Source organism: Prosthecobacter sp. Pr1 (genome assembly GCF_057652315.1).
In genome coordinates, this window is sequence record NZ_JBYFBS010000030.1 from 41,471 (window position 1) to 59,886 (window position 18,416).

Sequence of the window (18,416 nt, forward strand, 5' to 3'; positions counted from 1 at the left end):
CAATGAACGCATGGCATTTCTTGGCACCGACTTCTTCGAGCGCGACGTCCTCACCGTCGCCCGCGATCTCATCGGCGTCGAGCTCGTCTGGAAAGGCTGCGCCGGCATCATCGTCGAAACCGAAGCCTACTCCGTGGAAGGCGATCTCGCTGCCCACACCGCCACCCGCCCCAGCGCCCGTGAGTTCGTTAAAAAGCACCCGCCCGGCACCGCCTACGTCTATTTCAACTACGGCATGTACTGGCTCTTCAACCTCCTCGTCAAAGGCGGCTCCCAGGACGGCCTCATCCTCATCCGCGCTCTCGAGCCCACCCGCGGCATCCCGCAAATGCAGCAGCGCCGCCACCGCGAAAAACTCCACGAACTCTGCTCCGGCCCCGGCAAGCTCGCCCTCGCTCTCGGCATCGACGGCACCCATCACGGCCTCCCCATGACCGACAAACACCGCCCCGCCGGTTGCGGCCTCGTCCAGCCCTCATCATCCACCCACGAACTCGCCACCGACATCCGCGTCGGCATCAGCCAGGCCATCGACTACCCCTGGCGCTTCCTCTCCCGCCACAGCCCCCATCTCAGCGTCAAACATGGCAAAGTAAAACTGCCCACAAAGACCGGCCCTCGATAAAGGCAGAGTTCCTGCCACATCGCCCCCAGCTTGATGAACGCCCTTGGTGCAAAACCGCGATCTTCCGCCATTCCACTCCGCGCCACACCAGCCCTGAAGGGGCTGCGTAATTGAGCATTTTAAATAATTTCGCACCCGATATAGCGTTTTGCGAAACTGATTTCCGGAAAGTGAGCGTTGAGACGCTCGGCGGCGGCTTGAGGACAAGCCGCCTACCTCGCGCTGGACATTCGAATGCCCCTCGCGGGCAGGGCTGGTTGTCCTCAACCAGCCGCCGTCGAAGCCCAAGCTTTTCGAGCAAGAAGCAGCCTGCTAAACGGAAAGGAGTTTTGCGAACCGCTATAAACCCAAGGCAGCCAAAGCGGTTCTCCCTCTCCCCGCCCCTGACACACGACCACTGCGAATATTTTTCTTCGGGGGAGAGGGCCGGGGTGAGGGGACACGAGGGATTCGCTCAATGTCCACGCGGTGTTATTCACCAGGAAGGCTCCCCTGGGTCAGCGCGCAGTCGACCGGGTAGCAAACCCAGCACCACACACACCCCAAGCATGCCAGCAGCGTCGGCACAGGAATCCGCCGGCAGCCATCGCCTACGGCATCACCTCGCCCTCACACTCACAGCCAGCGCTTAAAACACGCCGCCGCCAAGGAACAACCTCAACGCCGCGACCAATGCGACCGCCACGTTGATCGTCAGGCCGATCTTCCGCTGACAGAACGAACCCAGGATGATGCCCAGCACGCAGCCCGCAAGCACCGCCCATTGCAGCCAGCCGAGCAGAGGGATGAGTCCCGGCACCAGCAGCACCGCGCACACCAGACCGATAAGAACAGAGAGAATTTGCATAACAACGGCACAGATCACCACCCTCCGCTGAATACAACTGCAATTCTCCGGACTCATTGTAAGCCGCGCCTTGCATTCAGGCGCAGACGCAGTACCCTCCGGCCTCGCAAAATGATCCGGAGAGGTGGCTGAGTGGTTGAAGGCACCTGACTCGAAATCAGACGTTGTCGTAAGGCAACCGAGGGTTCGAATCCCTCCCTCTCCGCCATTTTTGCCGCCCCAAGGAGGCAAAAAATGCCCTCCGTAGCTCGCAGAGCGAAGGACGGGCCACCACCCACAAAAAGCATCCTGAAGCGCTGCGTGCGCCTCCCATATGGACTGCGGTCGCGAAGTGAGGAACGAACGCAGCTACCGCTTTCGCCGTGCTGATCGTCTCACGCATACCACTGCTGATTCGAAGGCGGGAGCCGATGAACTTCCGCCAGCCCATCACCCCATGCCCGCCACGAGACGTTCGAAAGCGGCAGCCTCAGCGAAGAAGCAAGCTCGCAGAGCGAAGGACGCCCTCGTTCTCCCTGCGCCCCCTCACCGGATCCACTCCCGCAGCTTCTTCAAGTCCACGGGCTTCACCAGATACTCATTGAAGCCGGCGCGCTTCCCTTCGGCCAGATCTTCATCGCTTCCATAGCCGCTCATCGCCACCAGCAAGGCATCGGCAAGCCCCGGCAGGGCACGAATCCGCCGCGCGACTTCAAAGCCGTTCATGCCCGGCAGCCCCACGTCCAGGATCACCACCTCGGGTAAAAACTCCGCCGCCGCTGCCAATGCATCCGGCCCCGTGAAAGCGATTCGCGTTTCATGCCCCCGGCGCTCATGCAGCAGCGCCAGACTGCAGGCAGAATCCTCATTGTCATCCACGATCAGAATCCGCCTTGCTCTCTCCCTCACCGCACCTGCCGCAGCAGTTCCGGGCCGCTTCTCGGTGGCTGCAGATTTGGCATCCATCACCATGGGCAGGCGCACGCTGAACTCCGCTCCTTGGCCCGTCCCCGCACTCTTCGCCTCGATGCTTCCTCCATGCAGCCTCACCAGCCGCTCCGCCAGCGTCAGGCCTATGCCCAGTCCTCCACGTTCTCGCTCCAGAGATCGGCTCCCCTGCACAAACAGCTCAAAAATTCGCGGCAGCAGCTGCGCATCGATTCCCACGCCACGGTCGCTCACGGTGATCACCACCTCGCTCCCATCCCTTTCCACGCTCACCTTGATGGGGCTGCCATCGTCGCTGTACTTGCGCGCGTTGTTTAAAAGATTGCCCAGCACCTGCTCGATTCGCGTGGGATCTGCATCCACATGCACCGCTTCTTCCGGCAGCTGAAGCAGCACCTTCTGCCCTCGCTTCATGCCCTCCGCCCGCGCCAGGCTCACCGCCGCCTGCACGATTTCCTCCAGCGCCACCACCTTCTTTCGCAGCTCGATCTTCCCCTGCGTGATCCGGGCCGCATCCAGCAGGTCATCGATCATTCGGCTCATGTTTCCCAGCTGCCGCGTCAGAATCGCCAGCGAGTACTGTTTCTCTTCCTCGTTCAGTGTCGCCGACTTCAGCACCTCCGTCATGTTGCGCATCGGTGCCAGCGGGTTGCGCAGCTCATGGGCTAGCATCGCCAGAAATTCATCCTTCCGCCGGTCCGCCTCCGTGAGCTGCTTCGCATTCTCCACCAGCGCCGTCTCCAGAGCCCGCCGCTCCGTGATGTCCGTATGCGCGATGATCGCTCCCCCCACCTCGGGCGGAGCATGCAGGGCGTGCATGGCAAACCACCTTTCTCGATCCAGAGCAAGGCAGGAATACTCCATCTTGAATTCCTTCGCTCGGCCCTCCAGCACACTCTGGATGCCCTCCAGCGTCTGCACCGCCACTTCATCTCCCTCGGCGGCGGCCTTTCGGCACACGTCCAGGTAGTTCACCCCGACTCCGACTCGGTCCATCCGGACCTCCCCCCTGTCTTGGGAGAATTGCAGCCACGGCTTGTTGATGGCAATGATCCGTCCCTCACAGTCCAGCACTGCGATTTCCGCAGGCAGCGAATCCAGGACCGCCGTGTTAAAGCGCTCGCTTCGGACCAGCGCCTCAGCCGCCAGCTTCCGCTCCGTCACATCCAGGTTGGTGCCCACCACCCACTCCACCTGCCCCTGCTCATTGAAGCGCGTCGTCTCCACGCATTCCACATGGCGCACCACGCCATCACTCCGGCGGCGGATGCGGAAGGAGCGCGCGCTGCTGCCCCCCATGCTCAGCGTCTCCTCCAAGATTTTTAAATTCTCCGCCAGATCTTCCGGCAGCACTGCATCGCGCCAGTCCTCGTACTGCACCATGCCGTCGGGTCTCGGCGGAATGCCGTAAATATCAAACATCGCCTCATCCCACCAGACGGTGTTGGCGATCACATTCCACTCCCAGATCCCCACTCCGGTGGCTGCCGTCGCAAGGCGCACTCGCTCCTCGCTTTCCACCAGCGCTTTTTCCGCACGATAGCGCGGGGAGATGTCATTGAAGTAGCAGACCACGCCATATTCGCCCTCGGGGAGCCGCACACGCTGGATCTCCCATTCATAGGCTTCCTCCATCCGAATATCTTGCCGCTCATGCGCAAAGCGCGGGGAAATATACCGCTCGCCCGTCTCCAGCGTATGCCGAAACCGGGCCATGAGGTCAGCACGCAACTCAGCGCCCCACAGGATCTCCGTCACCTCCTCCAGACTGCGGCCAATCAGGGGCTCAATGCCGGGAAACGCTGGCATCGCCACTGGATTGATCTGCCGCAGACGCAGCTGCGCGTCCACCACATACGTGCCGATGGGCGCCTGCTCGATCAAAGATGAAAAAAGCTCCGCATTCTGCCGCGTCTGCAGCTCGGCTTTTTTTCGCTCCGTGATGTCGGTTGCCACCCCAAAATGCCGCACCGCAGTCCCGGCCTCATCATACTCCGTCTCCGCCCGGTTGCCGATCCACCTCTCCTGCCCGTCAGGCCGCCGAATGCGGAACTCATGCGCGAAGTGCTGCCCCTGCTCGATGCATTCCTCCAGATGCTGCCAGTACTTCTCCCGATCATCCGGATGCACCAGCTCCGTGAAAGCGTCACGCGTCAGGGTAAACGTCTCCGGGCTCACGCCAAAGACCGCATACACCTCGGGCGACCACCACAAAACGTCATCCTTGATGGACAAATCATAGACGCCCATCTGCCCTGCGGACAGCGCCAGCCTCAGGCGCTCCCGCTCGATGCGGAGGTTCCGCTCTGCAACCACCTCATCGCCTCTTCTCTCCGTACGAGCCAGCTCCACTCCTCCCTGCGTGGCGGAGCCCTCTGTTTGTTTCAAGAAGAAGCTGTTGGCATGGCTGGGCTCATTCATAGAAATCGTTTCCTAAAGATCCGCCAAGCCTTCCACTGTATATGGCTGATTTTCAATGATTTTAGGTTTGATTATTAGTCTCCGCACAGTTCCGAAAAACCTAAGGATCGTCTGCCGACCCATGTTTGGCTGTATCAAAAACAAGTTCGTCACTGAACCACACCAGATCGTCATTCGATTCTTATTCAGGGTGTTAAACACTCACTGAATTGCCGCAACAGGCTTTGCCCGGCCATCATCACCCCAAGGCAAAGCCATCCCTCAACCGCACCTCCCCGGATGCCGCTTGCTGCTGGCTCATATGTCGGACTCACCCTCTAGGGGCGATCATCTCACCGCCCCTTCGCCACAAACGGCTCCGGCGTGTCCACGAAAAACTCGCCCACATCGCCATCCGGCATGCCGTGATTGCGGATGCCTTCCAGCCTGCGGCGGCTGCCGCGCTCGCTGCCCGGGCGGTTGGCCGTGCGTTGCACCAGATCAGTGATCACCGGCGCGGCGATGGCGGCACTGGCAGCCAGCAGAGTCAGGGCGATCACATTCGAAGATCCACGCCGCATCCCCCGGCCAAACAGGATGCCCAGCGCACACCCGGCGGCGGCAGGAGCAATCAGTGAGGCGTAAGTTTCGTAGCCGGGAGCGGAGAGGTTTTCTTTCATAAGTAAACATAACCTCTCCGCGAGAATCACCAAAGAGGAATTTGCCCGCGTCCTGCTTTCCGGCTAAGGGATGACCGTCCACAAATTACTCTGCACATGTCCCAAGCCGCACCCAAAAATCGTTACGCTCTAATCCTCGCAGGCGGCAGCGGCCAGCGCTTCTGGCCCATCAGCCGCGATGCTTTGCCCAAACAGTTGCTCAAACTTTTTGGCGACAAAACTCTCCTCGAACTCACCATCGAGCGCCTCGACGGCTTCGTCCCCAAGGAAAACATCCTCATCCTCACCAACAAGCAGCAGGAAGCCTCCGTGCGTGCTCTGGTCAAAGATCTGCCCGCGGAAAACATCGTCGCTGAACCCGAGAAGCGCGACACCGCTCCCGCCATCGCCCTCGCCGTCGGCTGGGTCGTCGCCCGTGACCCCACCGCCACCATGATCGTCCTGCCTGCCGATCACCTGATCAAAGATCACGCCCAGTTTCAGCGCGTGCTTTCCAATGCCGCCCTCGCTGCCGAAAACAGCGGCAGCCTCGTCACCGTCGGCATCACCCCCACCTGGCCCTGCCCCAGCTACGGCTACGTGGAGCGCGGTCGCCGCGCCAGCATCGGCGGACTCGATGACCTCCCCGTTTGGGAGGTCGCCCGCTTCCGTGAAAAGCCCAATCCCGATCTCGCCGAGCACTTCATCAGCCAGGGCACCTTCCTCTGGAATGCCGGCATGTTCATCTGGACCATCCCCGCCATCTTCAGCGAGCTCAGCCGCCACTGCCCCGTGCTCGCCGATTTCGTCTCCGAACTCCGCGGCTCCAAGGACTTCAACGCCACCGTTGAGAAACAGTTCGGCAAATTGCCCAAGCTCTCCATCGACTACGCCCTCATGGAGCGCGCCTCCCGCGTGCTCAACATCGAGTCCACCTTCGACTGGGATGACGTCGGCAACTGGACCAGCGTCGGCCGCTATCTCGACACCGACAGCGATGGCAACCAGCACAACTGCGCCCTCTCACAGCAGGATTCCCTCAACAACATCGTCTTCACCCAGACCGGCCAGCACGTGGCCCTCATCGGGGTTCAGGATCTCATCGTCGTCGCTTCCAAAGATGGTCTCCTCGTCGCCACCCGCAGCAAGGCCGAGAACATCAAGAAAATCGTCGACAGCCTGCCCAAAGAATTGCGCTGATCCTGCATCTAGGATTCAGCATCCAGCCCCATGCCCCGCATCCTCGCCATTGATCACGGCACCGTGCGCATCGGTCTCGCTCTCAGTGACGAGACCGAGATCGTCGCCAGCCCCTTCAAAACGATCGATGCCAGTCACGAGCCGGAGCGCACCCTCGCCCGCATCGTGCAGGAGAAGCGCATCGGCAAAATCGTCATCGGCATGCCTTACCGCATGAGCGGCGAGAAAGGCAGCGCCGCAGAGCGTGTCGAAAAATTCGCCACCAGTCTCGGCAAGGAGCTGCAGCACTCGGTGCCCATCGAGTTCGTCGATGAGCGCCTCTCCTCCGTCGAAGCCGAGGCCTCCATGTCCCGCGCCGGCATCACCGGCAAAAAGGAGCGCAACGAGATCGTCGATCAGCTCGCCGCCGTCGTCATCCTTCAAGAATACTTAAACCAGCAGCGCGGCCCCGAAGGCTTCCTGCTGCCCGACGCCTCCTACGAACTCGACTGGACCGATGAGCCGAAGCGACGTCGAAAGTAAGGCCGGCAAAAATCGCGGCCCCGAGCCGGGATTCAAACGCCTCCGCTTCACCATCGCCTACTGCGGCACCCCCTGGCGTGGCTGGCAGAGCCTCGAAGGCGGCTGCACGGTCACAGACGAACTCCACACCGCCATCCGCAAAGCCACCCGCATCGATGCCCGCGTGCACGGCAGCGGCCGCACCGATGCCGGCGTGCACGCACTCGCGCAGATCGCCCACTGCGATGTGCCTGAAATCCTGCGCATGACCTGCGAATCCTGGGCCCATGCCATCAACGCCTGCCTCCCCCTCACCATCCGCATCCTGCGGGTGGAGGAATGCCCGCCCAGCTTCCACGCCCGCTTTGACGCCCTCGGCAAAACCTACCGCTACCGCATCTGGCGCCAGCGCATGCTCTCCCCCTTTGAGGCCGACCGCGCCTGGCACATCTACGGCCCCCTTGATCTCGACGCCGTCCGCTGGTGCTGCGAACAACTCGTCGGCACCCACAACTTCGTCCGCCTCTCCGCCAATCGCGGCGACATGCCCGAAACCGAGCGCCGCCTCCGCTTCGAAAAAACCACCCGCACCATCCACCGCGCCGAACTCCGCGAAGCAGACGACTTCATCGAACTCGAATTCTCCGGCGACGGCTTCCTCTACAAAATGGTCCGCCTCATCGTCGGCAGCCTCATGCACGTCGCCCGCGGCCGAGAAGCCAAAGAATGGTTCGCCCAACTCCTCTCCGACCCCGCCGGCCCCCAAAGCAACCAAACCGCCCCCGCCTGCGGCTTGTATCTGGTGGAGGTAAACTATCCAAACGAGACCCCTTGAGTCTCCCGCCTTGCCACTGCTCACGCCGTCGGTTAATCTCCCGGCATGACCGCCAACGAGTCCGCATTGCAACTGCACGAAGGCAGTTCCTTCGCAGACGAAATCTTCGATGAAGCTATGCGTCGCGATGCCGAAATCGAGTCGGGACTGGTGCGCGAAATATCACACGAAGAATTCATCGCCGGACTTCGTCTGCCCAATGTCGCGTGATCCTTTCCTGCCTCTCGTTCATCCATGCTGGTATGAATGAGATTCCCGCGTGGAATGGAACGTCGCAGGCCAAAGCACCTCGGAGCGCGGACTTCCAGTCCGCACACTCCGCGTGAACCCATGCCTCCACACGTCTCTTCAACATCGCAGCCTCCATCGTGCAATCCCCCCTCGGCACACACAGCGCGGATCCCTTCCGGCTTTTCGCACGACCTGCCGCAAACTCGAAGTTTTCTCGCCAACACTCCCCTCCAACAAAATTCCACCCGCCTTGTAATTTCCCTTTCCTCACTCTGCGGCTCTTTCATAGGCTCAAACCCACCGCCCTCTCCGCCGACCACCCATCATCCCCTCTCAGCCAATGCCTCTGCTCCCGTCCCTCATCCTCGCCGAATACTCAATCTACCACGGCCTGGAGCTTTTCATCGTCTTCGGCTTCGCAGGCATCCTCATGGCCATCGCTGGCTACAAGCTCTTCGACAAGCTGACCCCCGGCAATCTCCATGCCGAAATCTTCGAGCACAAAAACGTCGCTGCAGCCATCCTCGCCGGCAGCGTGATCATCGGCGTGTCACTGATCCTCGCGGCCGCCATGAGCAGCTGATTCACCCTTCCGTCACATGAAACGCAGCAACATCATCATCCTGACGCTCGCTGGCGTCGGTCTGGGCGTCACGGGCTACAATCGTCTCACCGAAGCCGAGCCCGTGAATGTTCACGACAATCCCATCCTGCCCCCGGAGGCCCTCAGTCCCGCCTTGCGCGCCAGCCTGCCCCCCTTTGTCGCCGGTCAGGACGTCTCCGGCCAGATTCCTCCTCACAACGCCTACGATCCCCAGCTCGGCTATTATCATCAGCCCTGCTCCGCATGGTTTCCCTATCCCTACGATCATTACGACCAGCGCTGGGGCTATTATCGCTGCGGCACCTGGTCGCGTTATCACAGCACTCAGGCCTACACTTCCACCTCCCCATATTATCGCCCCGGCCTCCTCGGCATGGGTTTAGGCATGGCACTCGGAGCCGCCACCGCTCCCAGCACTGCTCCGCGCACCCGTAACGACTACACCCGCCAGCCCGCTGGCGCACCCGTCCATGTCGGCGTCCCCCAGAGCCAGGCCACCGCGACCCGCTCCGCCTTCACCACTCGCGGCGGCTTCGGCCGCACGGGCTCTTTCTCCGGCTTTTTCTCCGGCTCCTGATACTTCCGTGCAACGCATCACCGAATCACCCCGCCCCGACTGGCAGGCCCAGGTCGAAGCCCTCGGCCTCACCTTCCACACGAACGACGGCCACCTCTACTGGGACGAATCCGCCCACTACCGCTTCACCAGCCGCGAGATCGACCGCCTGGAGCAGGCCACCGCCGAGCTTCAGCGCATCAGCATCGCCGCCGCAGAGCGCGCCATCCGCGACAACTGGCGCGACCGCCTCGCCATCTCTCCCCAGGCCTGGCAGGAAATCATTCAATCCTGGGACCGCGATGATCTCTCCCTCTACGGCCGCTTCGACCTCATGTGGGACGGCTCCGGCGAGCCCAAAATGCTCGAATACAACGCCGACACCCCCACCAGCCTGCTGGAGGCCTCAGTCGTGCAGTGGCAGTGGCTGCAGCAGACCCGCCCCCACGCCGACCAGTTCAATTCCATCCACGAAAAGCTGCTCGCCTCCTGGCCCTCCTGGCCCCAGCAGCAGATCCACTTCTGCGCCCAGCGCGAATCCGAAGAAGACTGGCGCACCCTGCTTTACCTCATCGACACCTGCCGCCAGTCAGGCAAAAGCACCATCGACCTCGCCGTCGAAGATCTCGGCTGGAACCAAGGCATGCAGACCTTCGTGGACCATCAAGACCGCCCGCTCGATCTTCTCTTCAAGCTCTACCCGTGGGAATGGATGTGGCTCGAAGACTTCTCCTGCCATCTCCCCGGCAGATGCCAGCGCTTCATGGAGCCCGTCTGGAAAATGCTCTGGAGCAACAAAGCCTTCCTCGTCCTCCTCTGGGAAATGTTCGAAGGCCACCCCAACCTCCTGCGCACTTCCTTCAAACCCGACGGCATGCGCGACCACGTGGAAAAGCCCTACTTCAGCCGCGAAGGCACCAACGTCCGCCTCATCCAAAACGGCAGCCTGCTCGAAAGCACCGACGGCCCGTGGCACGCCCAGCCCAAGGTCTACCAGGAACTGCACCCCGAAGTCACCTTCTCCGGCAACCATCCCGTCATCGGCTCCTGGATCATCGGCGGCGAACCCGCCGGCATCGGCATCCGCGAAGACACCTCCCTCATCACCTCCAACACCAGCCGCTTCATCCCCCACTGCTTCTAACCCCAACTCCGGTCCATCCGGGTCGAAGCACGCACCGCAGGCAAAAAAAAGCTCCCTGCCACGGTGCCGTCACCTCATCTCCTGTTAATCCCGTAATCTTGTTAATCCTGTCCATCCCTCTCCGCGCACCTCCATCCACTCCCTTCGTCCTTCAGCTTTCGCCATTTTCCATTCGAAAGCCCCCCGCCACTCCACTTGCATCCTTCCCCGCCTTGGACGATGACAACCGCCCCCCATGCCCCACGAAGCCCAAATCGCCCGCCGTCGTTCCTTCGCGATCATTTCGCACCCCGACGCCGGTAAAACGACGCTCACCGAAAAGCTCCTCCTCTACGGCGGCGCCGTCGCGCTCGCGGGTTCCGTGACTGCCCGCAAGAACCAGCGTGCCACCACCTCAGACTGGATGGAGCTCGAAAAGCAGCGCGGCATTTCCGTCAGCTCCACCGTCCTCCAGTTCGAGTACAAAGGCAGCGTCGTGAACCTCCTCGACACCCCCGGTCACAAAGACTTCTCCGAAGACACCTACCGCGTCCTCACCGCCGTGGATGCCGCCATCATGGTCATCGACGCCGGCAAAGGCATCGAGGCCCAGACCCGCAAGCTCTTCGAAGTCTGCCGCCGCCGTGGCGTGCCCATCTTCACCTTCATGAACAAGCTCGACCGTCCCGCGCGCGAGCCCCTCACCCTTCTCGACGAACTCGAAACCGTCCTCGGCATCGGTGCCTGCGCCATCAACTGGCCCCTCGGCCTCGGCCAGCAGTTCCGTGGCGTTTATGACCGCCGTAAAAACGACGTCCATCTCTTCGAACGCACCGTTCACGGCGCCTACCGCGCCCCCGAAAAAGTCGGCGGCCTCGATGACGAATTCGTCGCCAAGCACACCGTCCCCGAAGCATTGGAACAAGCCAAGATGGAGCTCGAAATGCTCGACGGCGCAGGCCACGCCTACGACCGCACCAAGATCGATCGCGGCGAGCTCACCCCCGTCTTCTTCGGCAGCGCCAGCAACAACTTCGGCGTGCAGATGCTCCTCGACGGTTTCCTGGAACTCGCCCCGCCACCCGAGCCCCGCATGGCTGCCGATGGCCGCGTCATCGAGCCCACCGATGAAGGCTTCTCCGGCTTCGTCTTCAAGATCCAGGCCAACATGGACCCCCGCCATCGCGACCGCATGAGCTTCGTCCGCATCGTCAGCGGCAAGTTCGAACGCGACATGCAGGTCACCCACACCCGCACCGGCAAAATCGTCCGCCTCGCCAACTCCCAAAAACTCTTCGCCCAGGATCGCGAAACAGTAAATGAAGCCTACGCAGGCGATGTCGTCGGCATCGTCGGCAATCACGGCTTCGGCATTGGCGACACCCTCGCCACCGATCCCAAGCTCAAGTTCGACGAAATCCCCCGCTTCGCCCCCGAAGTCTTCGCCTACATCCACAACCCCAGCACCGCCCACTACAAGCGCTTCCGCGACGGCCTGGAGCAGCTCCTCAGCGAAGGCGTCGTGCAGCAGTTCATCCAGCCCCACGCAGGTCAGCGCGTCCCCCTCCTCGGCGCCGTCGGCCCCCTCCAGTTCGAAGTCGTCCAGTTCCGTCTCGAAAGCGAATACAACGCCCAGAGCCGCATCGAAACCGCCCCCTACACCGTCCTCCGCTGGGTCCGCACCAAAGACGGCGGCGCCATCGAAGACTTCGACATCCCCGGCGGCGTCACCACCGCCCAGGACAGCGACGAACGCTGGGTCGTCTTCTTCAGCGACCAATGGGCCATCAACTACTTCGAACGCCGCAACCCCAACGCCGAACTCTCCGAAATCCCATGGGACGAAGTGGAGAAGAAAGCGACCGCCTGATCAGGCCACGTTTTACGACAGGATTAACAAGATTTCAGGATGATGCAGGATTGCGCGCCCAGCATAAAAAGGCGGCGTTTCGAAACGACACTCTCAAACCATGCCCGCGCAAATCTTGTGAATCCTCCAATCATGTAAATCCTGTCAAAATGGGGCCGCATAACCCAAAGACTCCGACAATCCATGAAACCGTCGGCATCCTCAATGGGCCATCAACGACTTCGAACGCCGCAACCCCAATGCCGAACTCTCCGAGATCCCCTGGGACGAAGTCGATAAAGCGAAGCTCTAATTTGAGTTGCCCCACCGCGCCTTCATCCGCCATGCTTCTCGCATGACCGCCGATGAAATCGCCGCCGCGCTCAAATTAGTCCGCGAAGAGACCGACTTAAACTCCAAGTCCCTCCTCCTCGCCGGCCTCGTCTCCGAACTCTTCCGCGAACGCGGCTTCGAACCTGTCGTCGTAGGCGGCTCCGCCATCGAGTTCTACACCGACGGTGCCTACATGTCCGGCGACACCGACATCTGCTGGGCCAATTGGACCATGCCAACGCATGAACAACGAGTCGAAATCATGCACCAAATCCCCGGCATCAAATCCCACGGCGGCAGTAAAAGCTGGGGCATCGAAGGCCTCTGGATCGACCTGCTGGGCGAGATTGATTATGTGGCAGAGAAAGCCTTCGCCAAGTTCCTCACCCCAAATGGAAGTGTGCTGCTGATCCCCGTCGAGGACGCTCTTGTCGGACGCATCTATGCCGCCCGTAAATGGGTCAGCGGCTACAATGAAGATGATGACCTTTGCGCCAAGAAACTCATGACCACCGTGCTCACGAAGTCAGAGGCCGTGCCTTTTGACTGGCAGGAGGCTTATCGAGTGGCCGCGTCTCCCAAATATCGCTGTACCGACGAGTTGAACGCTGTCCGTACCGAGGTTGAAGCAGAACTGGCAAATCAGGATAAATAGCTTATTCTTCTTCGCATGACAGACACGAAGATAGCCATCCGCCCTGAGCGGATCGTCACTTGGGAACAATGGCAGGCAGGCCGCGCCGAGCGCCGCCGAGTGGGCAATCTCGTGGCCCCCAAAAACATCCGCCGCAAGAAAAGCGAAGGCGACGAATACCTCCGCGAAACCTACGACGGCGAGCGCGGCCCTCCCTTCAACAAGCCCTTCGATCCTTCCGCCGACGAGAAATAACGGTTGGGGAAAATGAACCCCAAAACCGTCGTCATCACCGGCTGCACCCGCGGACTCGGCCGCGCCATGCTCCCCCTCTTCATCAAAGCCGGCTGGCAAATCGCCGGCTGCGGCCGCAACGCCGCTCAAATCGCCGAACTCTCCCACCAGTTCCCCGCCCCGCACCATTTCCAAACCTGCGACGTCTCCCGCGAATCCGACATCGCCGCCTTCTGCGCCACCATCCTCGAAAAATTCGGTGCCCCTGACCTCGTCCTCAACAACGCCGCCATCATCACCCCCAACGCCCCCCTCTGGGAAACCAGCGCCGCAGACTTCAGCCGCATCATCGACATCAACATCAAAGGCCCCGCCGCCATGATGCGCCACCTCCTCCCCGCCATGCTCAAACGCGGCAGCGGCGTCATCGTCAACTTCTCCTCCGGCTGGGGCCGCTGCACCGCCTCCGACGTCGCCCCCTACTGCGCCACCAAATACGCCATCGAAGGCCTCTCCATGGCCACCGCCCAGGACACCGGCGGCAAAGTCGCCGTCATCCCCATGAACCCCGGCATCATCGACACCGACATGCTCCGCAGCACCTTCGGCTCCAGCGCGGGAGATTTCCCCGACGCCGAAGCCTGGGCCAAACGCGCCGTCCCCTACTTCATCAAACTCGGCCCCAAAGACAACGGCAAGCCCCTCACCGTCCCCGGAGCATAGCCCTCAGGTCTGCCAGTCGGATCGAAGCGCCCCGCGCCCGGAGGATAGGCCTCCGGCCTGTCAACGGCTCGAGGCGTCCCGCCTTCGTTCAGTCAGGATAGACGCAAACCATCCGCCCATCACAAACTCCGCCGTCCTTTCAGTCCCTTCCGTCCTTTTTGTCCTTCCTCAGCGGCGCAGCACCCTCGTCGGCCGCTTCATTCACAAGCCCCGAAAGAAACACCTTCCTCATCAAATCTCTGCGGCGTTCCAATCTCTGCGGTGTAAAATCAGTGCTTCCCTAAAGGTCCCCGCCCCATGCGCCTCCTCATCACCGCCGGCCCCACGCGCGAGCCCATCGACCCCGTGCGCTTCCTCTCCAACCGCTCCTCCGGCCGCATGGGCTACGCCCTCGCCGAAGCCGCCCACGCCGCCGGTCACGAAGTCCTCCTCATCTCCGGCCCCGTGACAATTCCCGCCCCTTCCGGCGTCCAACTCATCCGCATCGAAACCGCCCGCGAAATGTTCGACGCCGTCCGCACCCACCTCCCTGGCTGCGCCGCCGCCATCTTCAGCGCCGCCGTGGCCGATTACCGCCCCGCACAGGTCGTCTCCCAAAAAATCAAAAAATCCGCCGACACCCTCACACTCCAGCTCGAACGCACCGAAGACATCCTCGGCTCCGTCCGTTCCCAGTTCGGTTTCAAGGGCTTCCTCGTCGGCTTCGCTGCGGAAACCGAAAACCTCATCGCCCACGCCCAGGACAAGCTTATCCGCAAAGGCTGCGACCTCATCATCGCAAACGACGTATCTCAATCGGGCATCGGGTTTGACAGTCTGGAAAACGAAGTCACCCTCTGCCTCCCCGGCGGTCAAACGATGCCCCTCCCCAGGCAGTCAAAAACCGCCCTCGCCCGCGAATTGATCCAGACCATCACCTCTGCGATCCAGCATCGGGCATCCAGTATCTAGCATCAAGCCCCCAGCATCCAGCCCCCAGTGAACGAACTCCTCGCCACCGCCACCGAAGCAGCCCACGCCGCCGGCAAACTCATCAAAGACAACTTCGGCTCCGATCTCACCGTCAACGAAATGCAGCGCCACGACATCAAGCTCGAGCTCGACGTCCGCAGCCAGCAGCTCATCACCGACATGATCCTCGCCCGCTTCCCCGACCACGCCATCCTTGGCGAAGAAGGCGGCGAAACCGGCGGCAATGGCGACGTCGAATGGATCGTCGATCCCATCGACGGCACCGTAAATTACTTCTTCAGCATCCCGCACTTCTGCGTCTCCATCGCCGCCCGCAATCGCGAATCTAAAGAGCTCCTCATCGGCGTCATCTTCGACCCCATGCAGAACGAAACCTGGACCGTCATTCGCGGCGAAAAAACCCATCTCAACGGCAAACCCATCGCCGTCAGCGATCGCGCCAAAATGTCCGAAGCCGTCGTCACCGTTGGATTCTCCAAGAGCAAGGAAGCCCTCGATCTCGGCTTTGACCGCTACAAGCGCATCGCCTACGAAGTCCGCAAGACCCGCATGCTCGGCAGCGCCGCTCTCGCCATGGCCTACATCGCCACCGGCCGCCTCGATGCCTACGTCGAAGAACAGATCAGCCTCTGGGACATCGCCGCCGGCCAGCTCATGGTCGAAATGGGCGGCGGCAAAGTGATGCTCAAACCCAGCACCACCAAGCCCGGCACCATGTTCATCTGCGCATCGAACGGCAAGCTCCCCATCGAGGAGTACCTGTAAACCATCGCACCTTGTTTTTCCGCCAGCCAGGGACTGTTCTCACCACATGACACCCACGATGGACTCCCTGCTCACGGACAGCTTGATCCCCACCTTCCAGATCCCCCCCGATCTGGAGGCTGAACAGACCCAAGAAGTGCGGCGTCGCATCGATGACGTCCGTACTAGCCGTGTCAGCACTATTCCTGGCGAGCAGGTGTTCACAGAAATTCAGCAGTCTCCCGCCGGACGCCGCTCAGCATGACGTTTGATCTTCATCCCGACGCCCGCAGCCACCACTTCGCTCCGCCACACACCAACTCCATCGAAGTTGCTCACCAAAGCCAAGAGCATTGACGAGCCCGACGACAGTGATTCCCCAGCCCCAAAGGGGCTGCGCATCATAGCGAAGGGTTGCCGAGCCTCAGCGAGGCTACCCTGGTACCCGACATCAAATCCGGGAAGCAAACCCACACCTTCGCCACACACAGCGGCCCCCAGCAGCGTCTGCAAAAAGTTCCGCCACGTATTGGCTCCGTATTCGAACAATGCTCCGCCCTCCCTCCCAAGCTGATTCCGCTCTCAAGGTTTCATCTTTTCCAGCATGACAATTTGCTCACTCCCTGCGAACTAACACCTCAATGTCTGCCCCCCCCGACACCCGCGAAGTCATCCTCGAAGCCATCGATCTCACCCGTGAGTTCGACGGCGTGAAGGCGCTCGACAGCTTCAGCTTCAAGCTCCATCGCGGCGAGGTCCTCGGCCTCCTCGGCGCCAACGGCGCCGGCAAGACCACCGCCATGAACTGCCTCCTCGGCCTCACCCTGCCGACCTCAGGCGAGCTCAATGCCTTCGGCCTCCCCCTGCAGGCCAACCGCATCAGCATCCTCCAGCGCTCCAATTTCTCCTCCGCCTACACAGCCCTCCCCGGCAATCTCCTCGTCTGGCAAAACCTCAGCGTCTTCGCCCGCATCTACGGCGTGCCCAATCCCAAGAAGAAAATCGCCGAGCTCATGGAGCTCCTCGAAATCTCCCACCTCAGCAAGCGCGTCACCGGCCAGCTCTCCGCAGGCGAGTCCACCCGCGTCAATCTCGTCAAAGCCTTCCTCAATGACCCCGAGCTCCTGATGCTCGACGAGCCCACCGCCAGCCTCGATCCCGACATCGCCGACAAGGTCCGCAAAGTCATCCGCAAGGTCCAGCGCGAGCGCAGCATCGCCATTCTCTACACCTCTCACAACATGCGCGACATCGAGGAAGTCTGCGACCGCGTCATCTTCCTCCACAAAGGCAAGATCGTCCGCGAAGGCACCCCTGCGGACATCGTCGCCCAGTCCAGCAGCGACAATCTTGAGGACGTCTTCATCAAGATCGCCCGCGACGGCGAAATCCTCGACGAACCCAAGAAAGATTCCGCCCCATGAATTTCCGCATCATCAGCGCACTCGTGATGCGCCACCTCTTTCTCTACTCCCGCACACCCATGCGCATGGTGGAGCTCGTGTTCTGGCCCTTGGTCGATCTCGTCGTCTGGGGCAACGTCACCGTCTTCATCCAGAAAAACAGCGATGAAAAATTCGGCGGCTTCATTCTCTTCTTCCTCGGCGCGATGATCCTCTGGGACATCCTCTTCCGCGCCCAGCAAGGCGTCGCCATCTCCTTCCTCGAAGACGTCTGGACCCGCAATCTCCTCAACATCTTCGTCGCACCCGTTCGCACCGCAGAGTACCTCAGCTCCACCTTCGTCGTCGGCTTCCTGCGCATCCTCATCACCTGCGTCGTCATGAGTTTCGTCTCATGGATCGGCTACTCCTTCAACATCTTCCAGCTCCAGTGGTGGCTCGTGCCCTTCTTCCTCAATCTCATGGTCTTCGGCTGGGCCCTCGGCATGATCTCCACCGCGCTCATCCTCCGTTGGGGGCAGGCCGCCGAATCCCTCGCCTGGGCCGTTCCCTTCTTCATCCAGCCCGTCGTCTGCGTCTTCTACCGTGTCGAAGACATGCCCGCCTGGTCACAGCCCATCGCCTGGCTCTTCCCCGCCACACCCATCTTTGAAGGCATGCGCGAAGTCATGAAAACCGGCTCCATGAGCTGGAACCACCTCTGGCTCGCCGCAGGCCTCAATGTCATCTACCTCGCCCTCGCCGGCTGGCTCTTCGTCTGGGTCCTCAATCTCACCCGCAAACGCGGCCTCCTCACCAAGTTCGCTACGCAGTAGCGAGCATTGAAGTGATGCGGGCACTCCTGCCCGCACGAGCGTTCTCGGAAAGACTCAACGCCACCGCACCAGCAAGCAACGCTCCCCATTTGGACTGCGGTTGCGCAGCGAAGAATGAGCGCAGCTACCGCTTTCCGCAGGCCGGTCAGCTCACGCATATCCCAGGGCACTCGACAGCACCCACACACACCAAAGGACCTT

At 61.4% G+C, this 18,416-nt stretch carries 20 protein-coding genes and 1 tRNA gene; 18 read left to right on the forward strand and 3 right to left on the reverse strand.

Going from position 1 to position 18,416, the window contains the following annotated elements; all coding sequences use genetic code 11:
- The first annotated feature begins 10 nt into the window (after positions 1–10).
- Entirely contained in the window at positions 11–625 is a 615-nt protein-coding gene (locus AC24GY_RS28060) for a DNA-3-methyladenine glycosylase (protein ID WP_487689838.1), read from the forward strand.
- Between the two features lie 628 nt (positions 626–1,253).
- Here the strand turns inward: AC24GY_RS28060 and AC24GY_RS28065 are convergent.
- Entirely contained in the window at positions 1,254–1,472 is a 219-nt protein-coding gene (locus AC24GY_RS28065; RefSeq protein WP_422319448.1) for a hypothetical protein, read from the reverse strand.
- Positions 1,473–1,590: 118 nt separating this feature from the next.
- Between AC24GY_RS28065 and AC24GY_RS28070 the strand changes: the two genes are divergently transcribed.
- Positions 1,591–1,680: transfer RNA gene (locus AC24GY_RS28070), tRNA-Ser, on the forward strand.
- 317 nt (positions 1,681–1,997) lie between these two features.
- Here the strand turns inward: AC24GY_RS28070 and AC24GY_RS28075 are convergent.
- Together AC24GY_RS28075 and AC24GY_RS28080 are read right to left on the reverse strand one after the other, a co-directional pair.
- Positions 1,998–4,820 carry a hybrid sensor histidine kinase/response regulator gene (locus tag AC24GY_RS28075; protein WP_487689840.1) on the reverse strand — a complete coding sequence of 941 codons (2,823 nt, stop codon included), beginning with the start codon at positions 4,818–4,820 and terminating at the stop codon, positions 1,998–2,000.
- A 332-nt stretch (positions 4,821–5,152) separates the two neighbouring features.
- Positions 5,153–5,479, reverse strand: coding sequence for a hypothetical protein (locus tag AC24GY_RS28080; protein WP_422319452.1), 327 nt, complete (start codon positions 5,477–5,479; stop codon positions 5,153–5,155).
- A 96-nt stretch (positions 5,480–5,575) separates the two neighbouring features.
- Here AC24GY_RS28080 and AC24GY_RS28085 point away from each other — a divergent pair, with 96 nt between their 5' ends.
- The 16 genes from AC24GY_RS28085 (at position 5,576) to AC24GY_RS28160 (ending at position 18,215) form a co-directional block, all read left to right on the forward strand.
- The gene (locus tag AC24GY_RS28085; protein WP_487689842.1) at positions 5,576–6,658 is read left to right on the forward strand and encodes a mannose-1-phosphate guanylyltransferase; all 1,083 of its coding nucleotides are present in this window, start codon (positions 5,576–5,578) and stop codon (positions 6,656–6,658) included.
- A 30-nt stretch (positions 6,659–6,688) separates the two neighbouring features.
- Positions 6,689–7,180 (forward strand): Holliday junction resolvase RuvX, encoded by a 492-nt coding sequence (ruvX, locus tag AC24GY_RS28090; protein ID WP_487689846.1) that lies wholly within the window; start codon positions 6,689–6,691, stop codon positions 7,178–7,180.
- A complete protein-coding gene (gene truA, locus AC24GY_RS28095) occupies positions 7,155–7,994 on the forward strand; it encodes a tRNA pseudouridine(38-40) synthase TruA (protein WP_487689849.1) in 840 nt (279 codons plus the stop codon). Before ruvX ends, truA begins: the two co-directional genes overlap by 26 nt.
- A 45-nt stretch (positions 7,995–8,039) precedes the next feature.
- Positions 8,040–8,204 (forward strand): hypothetical protein, encoded by a 165-nt coding sequence (locus AC24GY_RS28100; RefSeq protein ID WP_487689851.1) that lies wholly within the window; start codon positions 8,040–8,042, stop codon positions 8,202–8,204.
- A 361-nt stretch (positions 8,205–8,565) separates the two neighbouring features.
- Positions 8,566–8,808 carry a DUF350 domain-containing protein gene (locus tag AC24GY_RS28105; RefSeq protein ID WP_487689853.1) on the forward strand — a complete coding sequence of 81 codons (243 nt, stop codon included), beginning with the start codon at positions 8,566–8,568 and terminating at the stop codon, positions 8,806–8,808.
- A gap of 16 nt (positions 8,809–8,824) precedes the next feature.
- The gene (locus AC24GY_RS28110) at positions 8,825–9,406 is read left to right on the forward strand and encodes a hypothetical protein (RefSeq protein WP_422319462.1); all 582 of its coding nucleotides are present in this window, start codon (positions 8,825–8,827) and stop codon (positions 9,404–9,406) included.
- A gap of 7 nt (positions 9,407–9,413) precedes the next feature.
- Complete coding sequence (locus tag AC24GY_RS28115; RefSeq protein WP_487689855.1) at positions 9,414–10,529, forward strand: glutathionylspermidine synthase family protein; 1,116 nt, start codon at positions 9,414–9,416, stop codon at positions 10,527–10,529.
- A 235-nt stretch (positions 10,530–10,764) separates the two neighbouring features.
- The gene (locus AC24GY_RS28120) at positions 10,765–12,378 is read left to right on the forward strand and encodes a peptide chain release factor 3 (RefSeq protein WP_487689858.1); all 1,614 of its coding nucleotides are present in this window, start codon (positions 10,765–10,767) and stop codon (positions 12,376–12,378) included.
- 334 nt (positions 12,379–12,712) lie between these two features.
- Positions 12,713–13,345, forward strand: a complete 633-nt coding sequence (locus AC24GY_RS28125) for a hypothetical protein (protein WP_487689861.1) — start codon at positions 12,713–12,715, stop codon at positions 13,343–13,345.
- Positions 13,346–13,360: 15 nt separating this feature from the next.
- On the forward strand, positions 13,361–13,579 hold the full coding sequence (locus AC24GY_RS28130) for a hypothetical protein (protein WP_487689865.1): 219 nt from the start codon (positions 13,361–13,363) through the stop codon (positions 13,577–13,579).
- A gap of 12 nt (positions 13,580–13,591) precedes the next feature.
- Positions 13,592–14,281 carry an SDR family oxidoreductase gene (locus tag AC24GY_RS28135; RefSeq protein ID WP_487689868.1) on the forward strand — a complete coding sequence of 230 codons (690 nt, stop codon included), beginning with the start codon at positions 13,592–13,594 and terminating at the stop codon, positions 14,279–14,281.
- Positions 14,282–14,578: 297 nt separating this feature from the next.
- Positions 14,579–15,232, forward strand: coding sequence for a phosphopantothenoylcysteine decarboxylase domain-containing protein (locus tag AC24GY_RS28140; protein ID WP_487689871.1), 654 nt, complete (start codon positions 14,579–14,581; stop codon positions 15,230–15,232).
- 27 nt (positions 15,233–15,259) lie between these two features.
- The gene (locus tag AC24GY_RS28145) at positions 15,260–16,018 is read left to right on the forward strand and encodes an inositol monophosphatase family protein (protein ID WP_487689874.1); all 759 of its coding nucleotides are present in this window, start codon (positions 15,260–15,262) and stop codon (positions 16,016–16,018) included.
- Between the two features lie 46 nt (positions 16,019–16,064).
- Positions 16,065–16,262, forward strand: a complete 198-nt coding sequence (locus AC24GY_RS28150) for an addiction module protein (protein ID WP_487689876.1) — start codon at positions 16,065–16,067, stop codon at positions 16,260–16,262.
- Between the two features lie 376 nt (positions 16,263–16,638).
- Positions 16,639–17,421: an ABC transporter ATP-binding protein gene (locus AC24GY_RS28155; protein WP_487689879.1), complete on the forward strand. Its 783-nt coding sequence runs from the start codon at positions 16,639–16,641 to the stop codon at positions 17,419–17,421.
- Complete coding sequence (locus tag AC24GY_RS28160) at positions 17,418–18,215, forward strand: ABC transporter permease (protein WP_422315162.1); 798 nt, start codon at positions 17,418–17,420, stop codon at positions 18,213–18,215. Before AC24GY_RS28155 ends, AC24GY_RS28160 begins: the two co-directional genes overlap by 4 nt.
- Positions 18,216–18,416 lie beyond the last annotated feature (201 nt).

Excerpts from the sequence above, each read along its gene's own strand:
- AC24GY_RS28075 (WP_487689840.1), bottom strand. The coding sequence starts at position 4,820 with ATGAATGAGCCCAGCCATGCCAACAGCTTCTTCTTGAAACAAACAGAG.
- AC24GY_RS28080 (WP_422319452.1), bottom strand. The coding sequence starts at position 5,479 with ATGAAAGAAAACCTCTCCGCTCCCGGCTACGAAACTTACGCCTCACTG.
- AC24GY_RS28155 (WP_487689879.1), top strand. The coding sequence starts at position 16,639 with ATGTCTGCCCCCCCCGACACCCGCGAAGTCATCCTCGAAGCCATCGAT.
- AC24GY_RS28140 (WP_487689871.1), top strand. The coding sequence starts at position 14,579 with ATGCGCCTCCTCATCACCGCCGGCCCCACGCGCGAGCCCATCGACCCC.
- ruvX (WP_487689846.1), top strand. The coding sequence starts at position 6,689 with ATGCCCCGCATCCTCGCCATTGATCACGGCACCGTGCGCATCGGTCTC.
- AC24GY_RS28100 (WP_487689851.1), top strand. The coding sequence starts at position 8,040 with ATGACCGCCAACGAGTCCGCATTGCAACTGCACGAAGGCAGTTCCTTC.
- AC24GY_RS28130 (WP_487689865.1), top strand. The coding sequence starts at position 13,361 with ATGACAGACACGAAGATAGCCATCCGCCCTGAGCGGATCGTCACTTGG.
- AC24GY_RS28060 (WP_487689838.1), top strand. The coding sequence starts at position 11 with ATGGCATTTCTTGGCACCGACTTCTTCGAGCGCGACGTCCTCACCGTC.
- AC24GY_RS28110 (WP_422319462.1), top strand. The coding sequence starts at position 8,825 with ATGAAACGCAGCAACATCATCATCCTGACGCTCGCTGGCGTCGGTCTG.
- AC24GY_RS28105 (WP_487689853.1), top strand. The coding sequence starts at position 8,566 with ATGCCTCTGCTCCCGTCCCTCATCCTCGCCGAATACTCAATCTACCAC.
- AC24GY_RS28150 (WP_487689876.1), top strand. The coding sequence starts at position 16,065 with ATGACACCCACGATGGACTCCCTGCTCACGGACAGCTTGATCCCCACC.
- truA (WP_487689849.1), top strand. The coding sequence starts at position 7,155 with ATGAGCCGAAGCGACGTCGAAAGTAAGGCCGGCAAAAATCGCGGCCCC.
- AC24GY_RS28135 (WP_487689868.1), top strand. The coding sequence starts at position 13,592 with ATGAACCCCAAAACCGTCGTCATCACCGGCTGCACCCGCGGACTCGGC.
- AC24GY_RS28125 (WP_487689861.1), top strand. The coding sequence starts at position 12,713 with ATGACCGCCGATGAAATCGCCGCCGCGCTCAAATTAGTCCGCGAAGAG.
- AC24GY_RS28085 (WP_487689842.1), top strand. The coding sequence starts at position 5,576 with ATGTCCCAAGCCGCACCCAAAAATCGTTACGCTCTAATCCTCGCAGGC.
- AC24GY_RS28065 (WP_422319448.1), bottom strand. The coding sequence starts at position 1,472 with ATGCAAATTCTCTCTGTTCTTATCGGTCTGGTGTGCGCGGTGCTGCTG.
- AC24GY_RS28120 (WP_487689858.1), top strand. The coding sequence starts at position 10,765 with ATGCCCCACGAAGCCCAAATCGCCCGCCGTCGTTCCTTCGCGATCATT.
- AC24GY_RS28160 (WP_422315162.1), top strand. The coding sequence starts at position 17,418 with ATGAATTTCCGCATCATCAGCGCACTCGTGATGCGCCACCTCTTTCTC.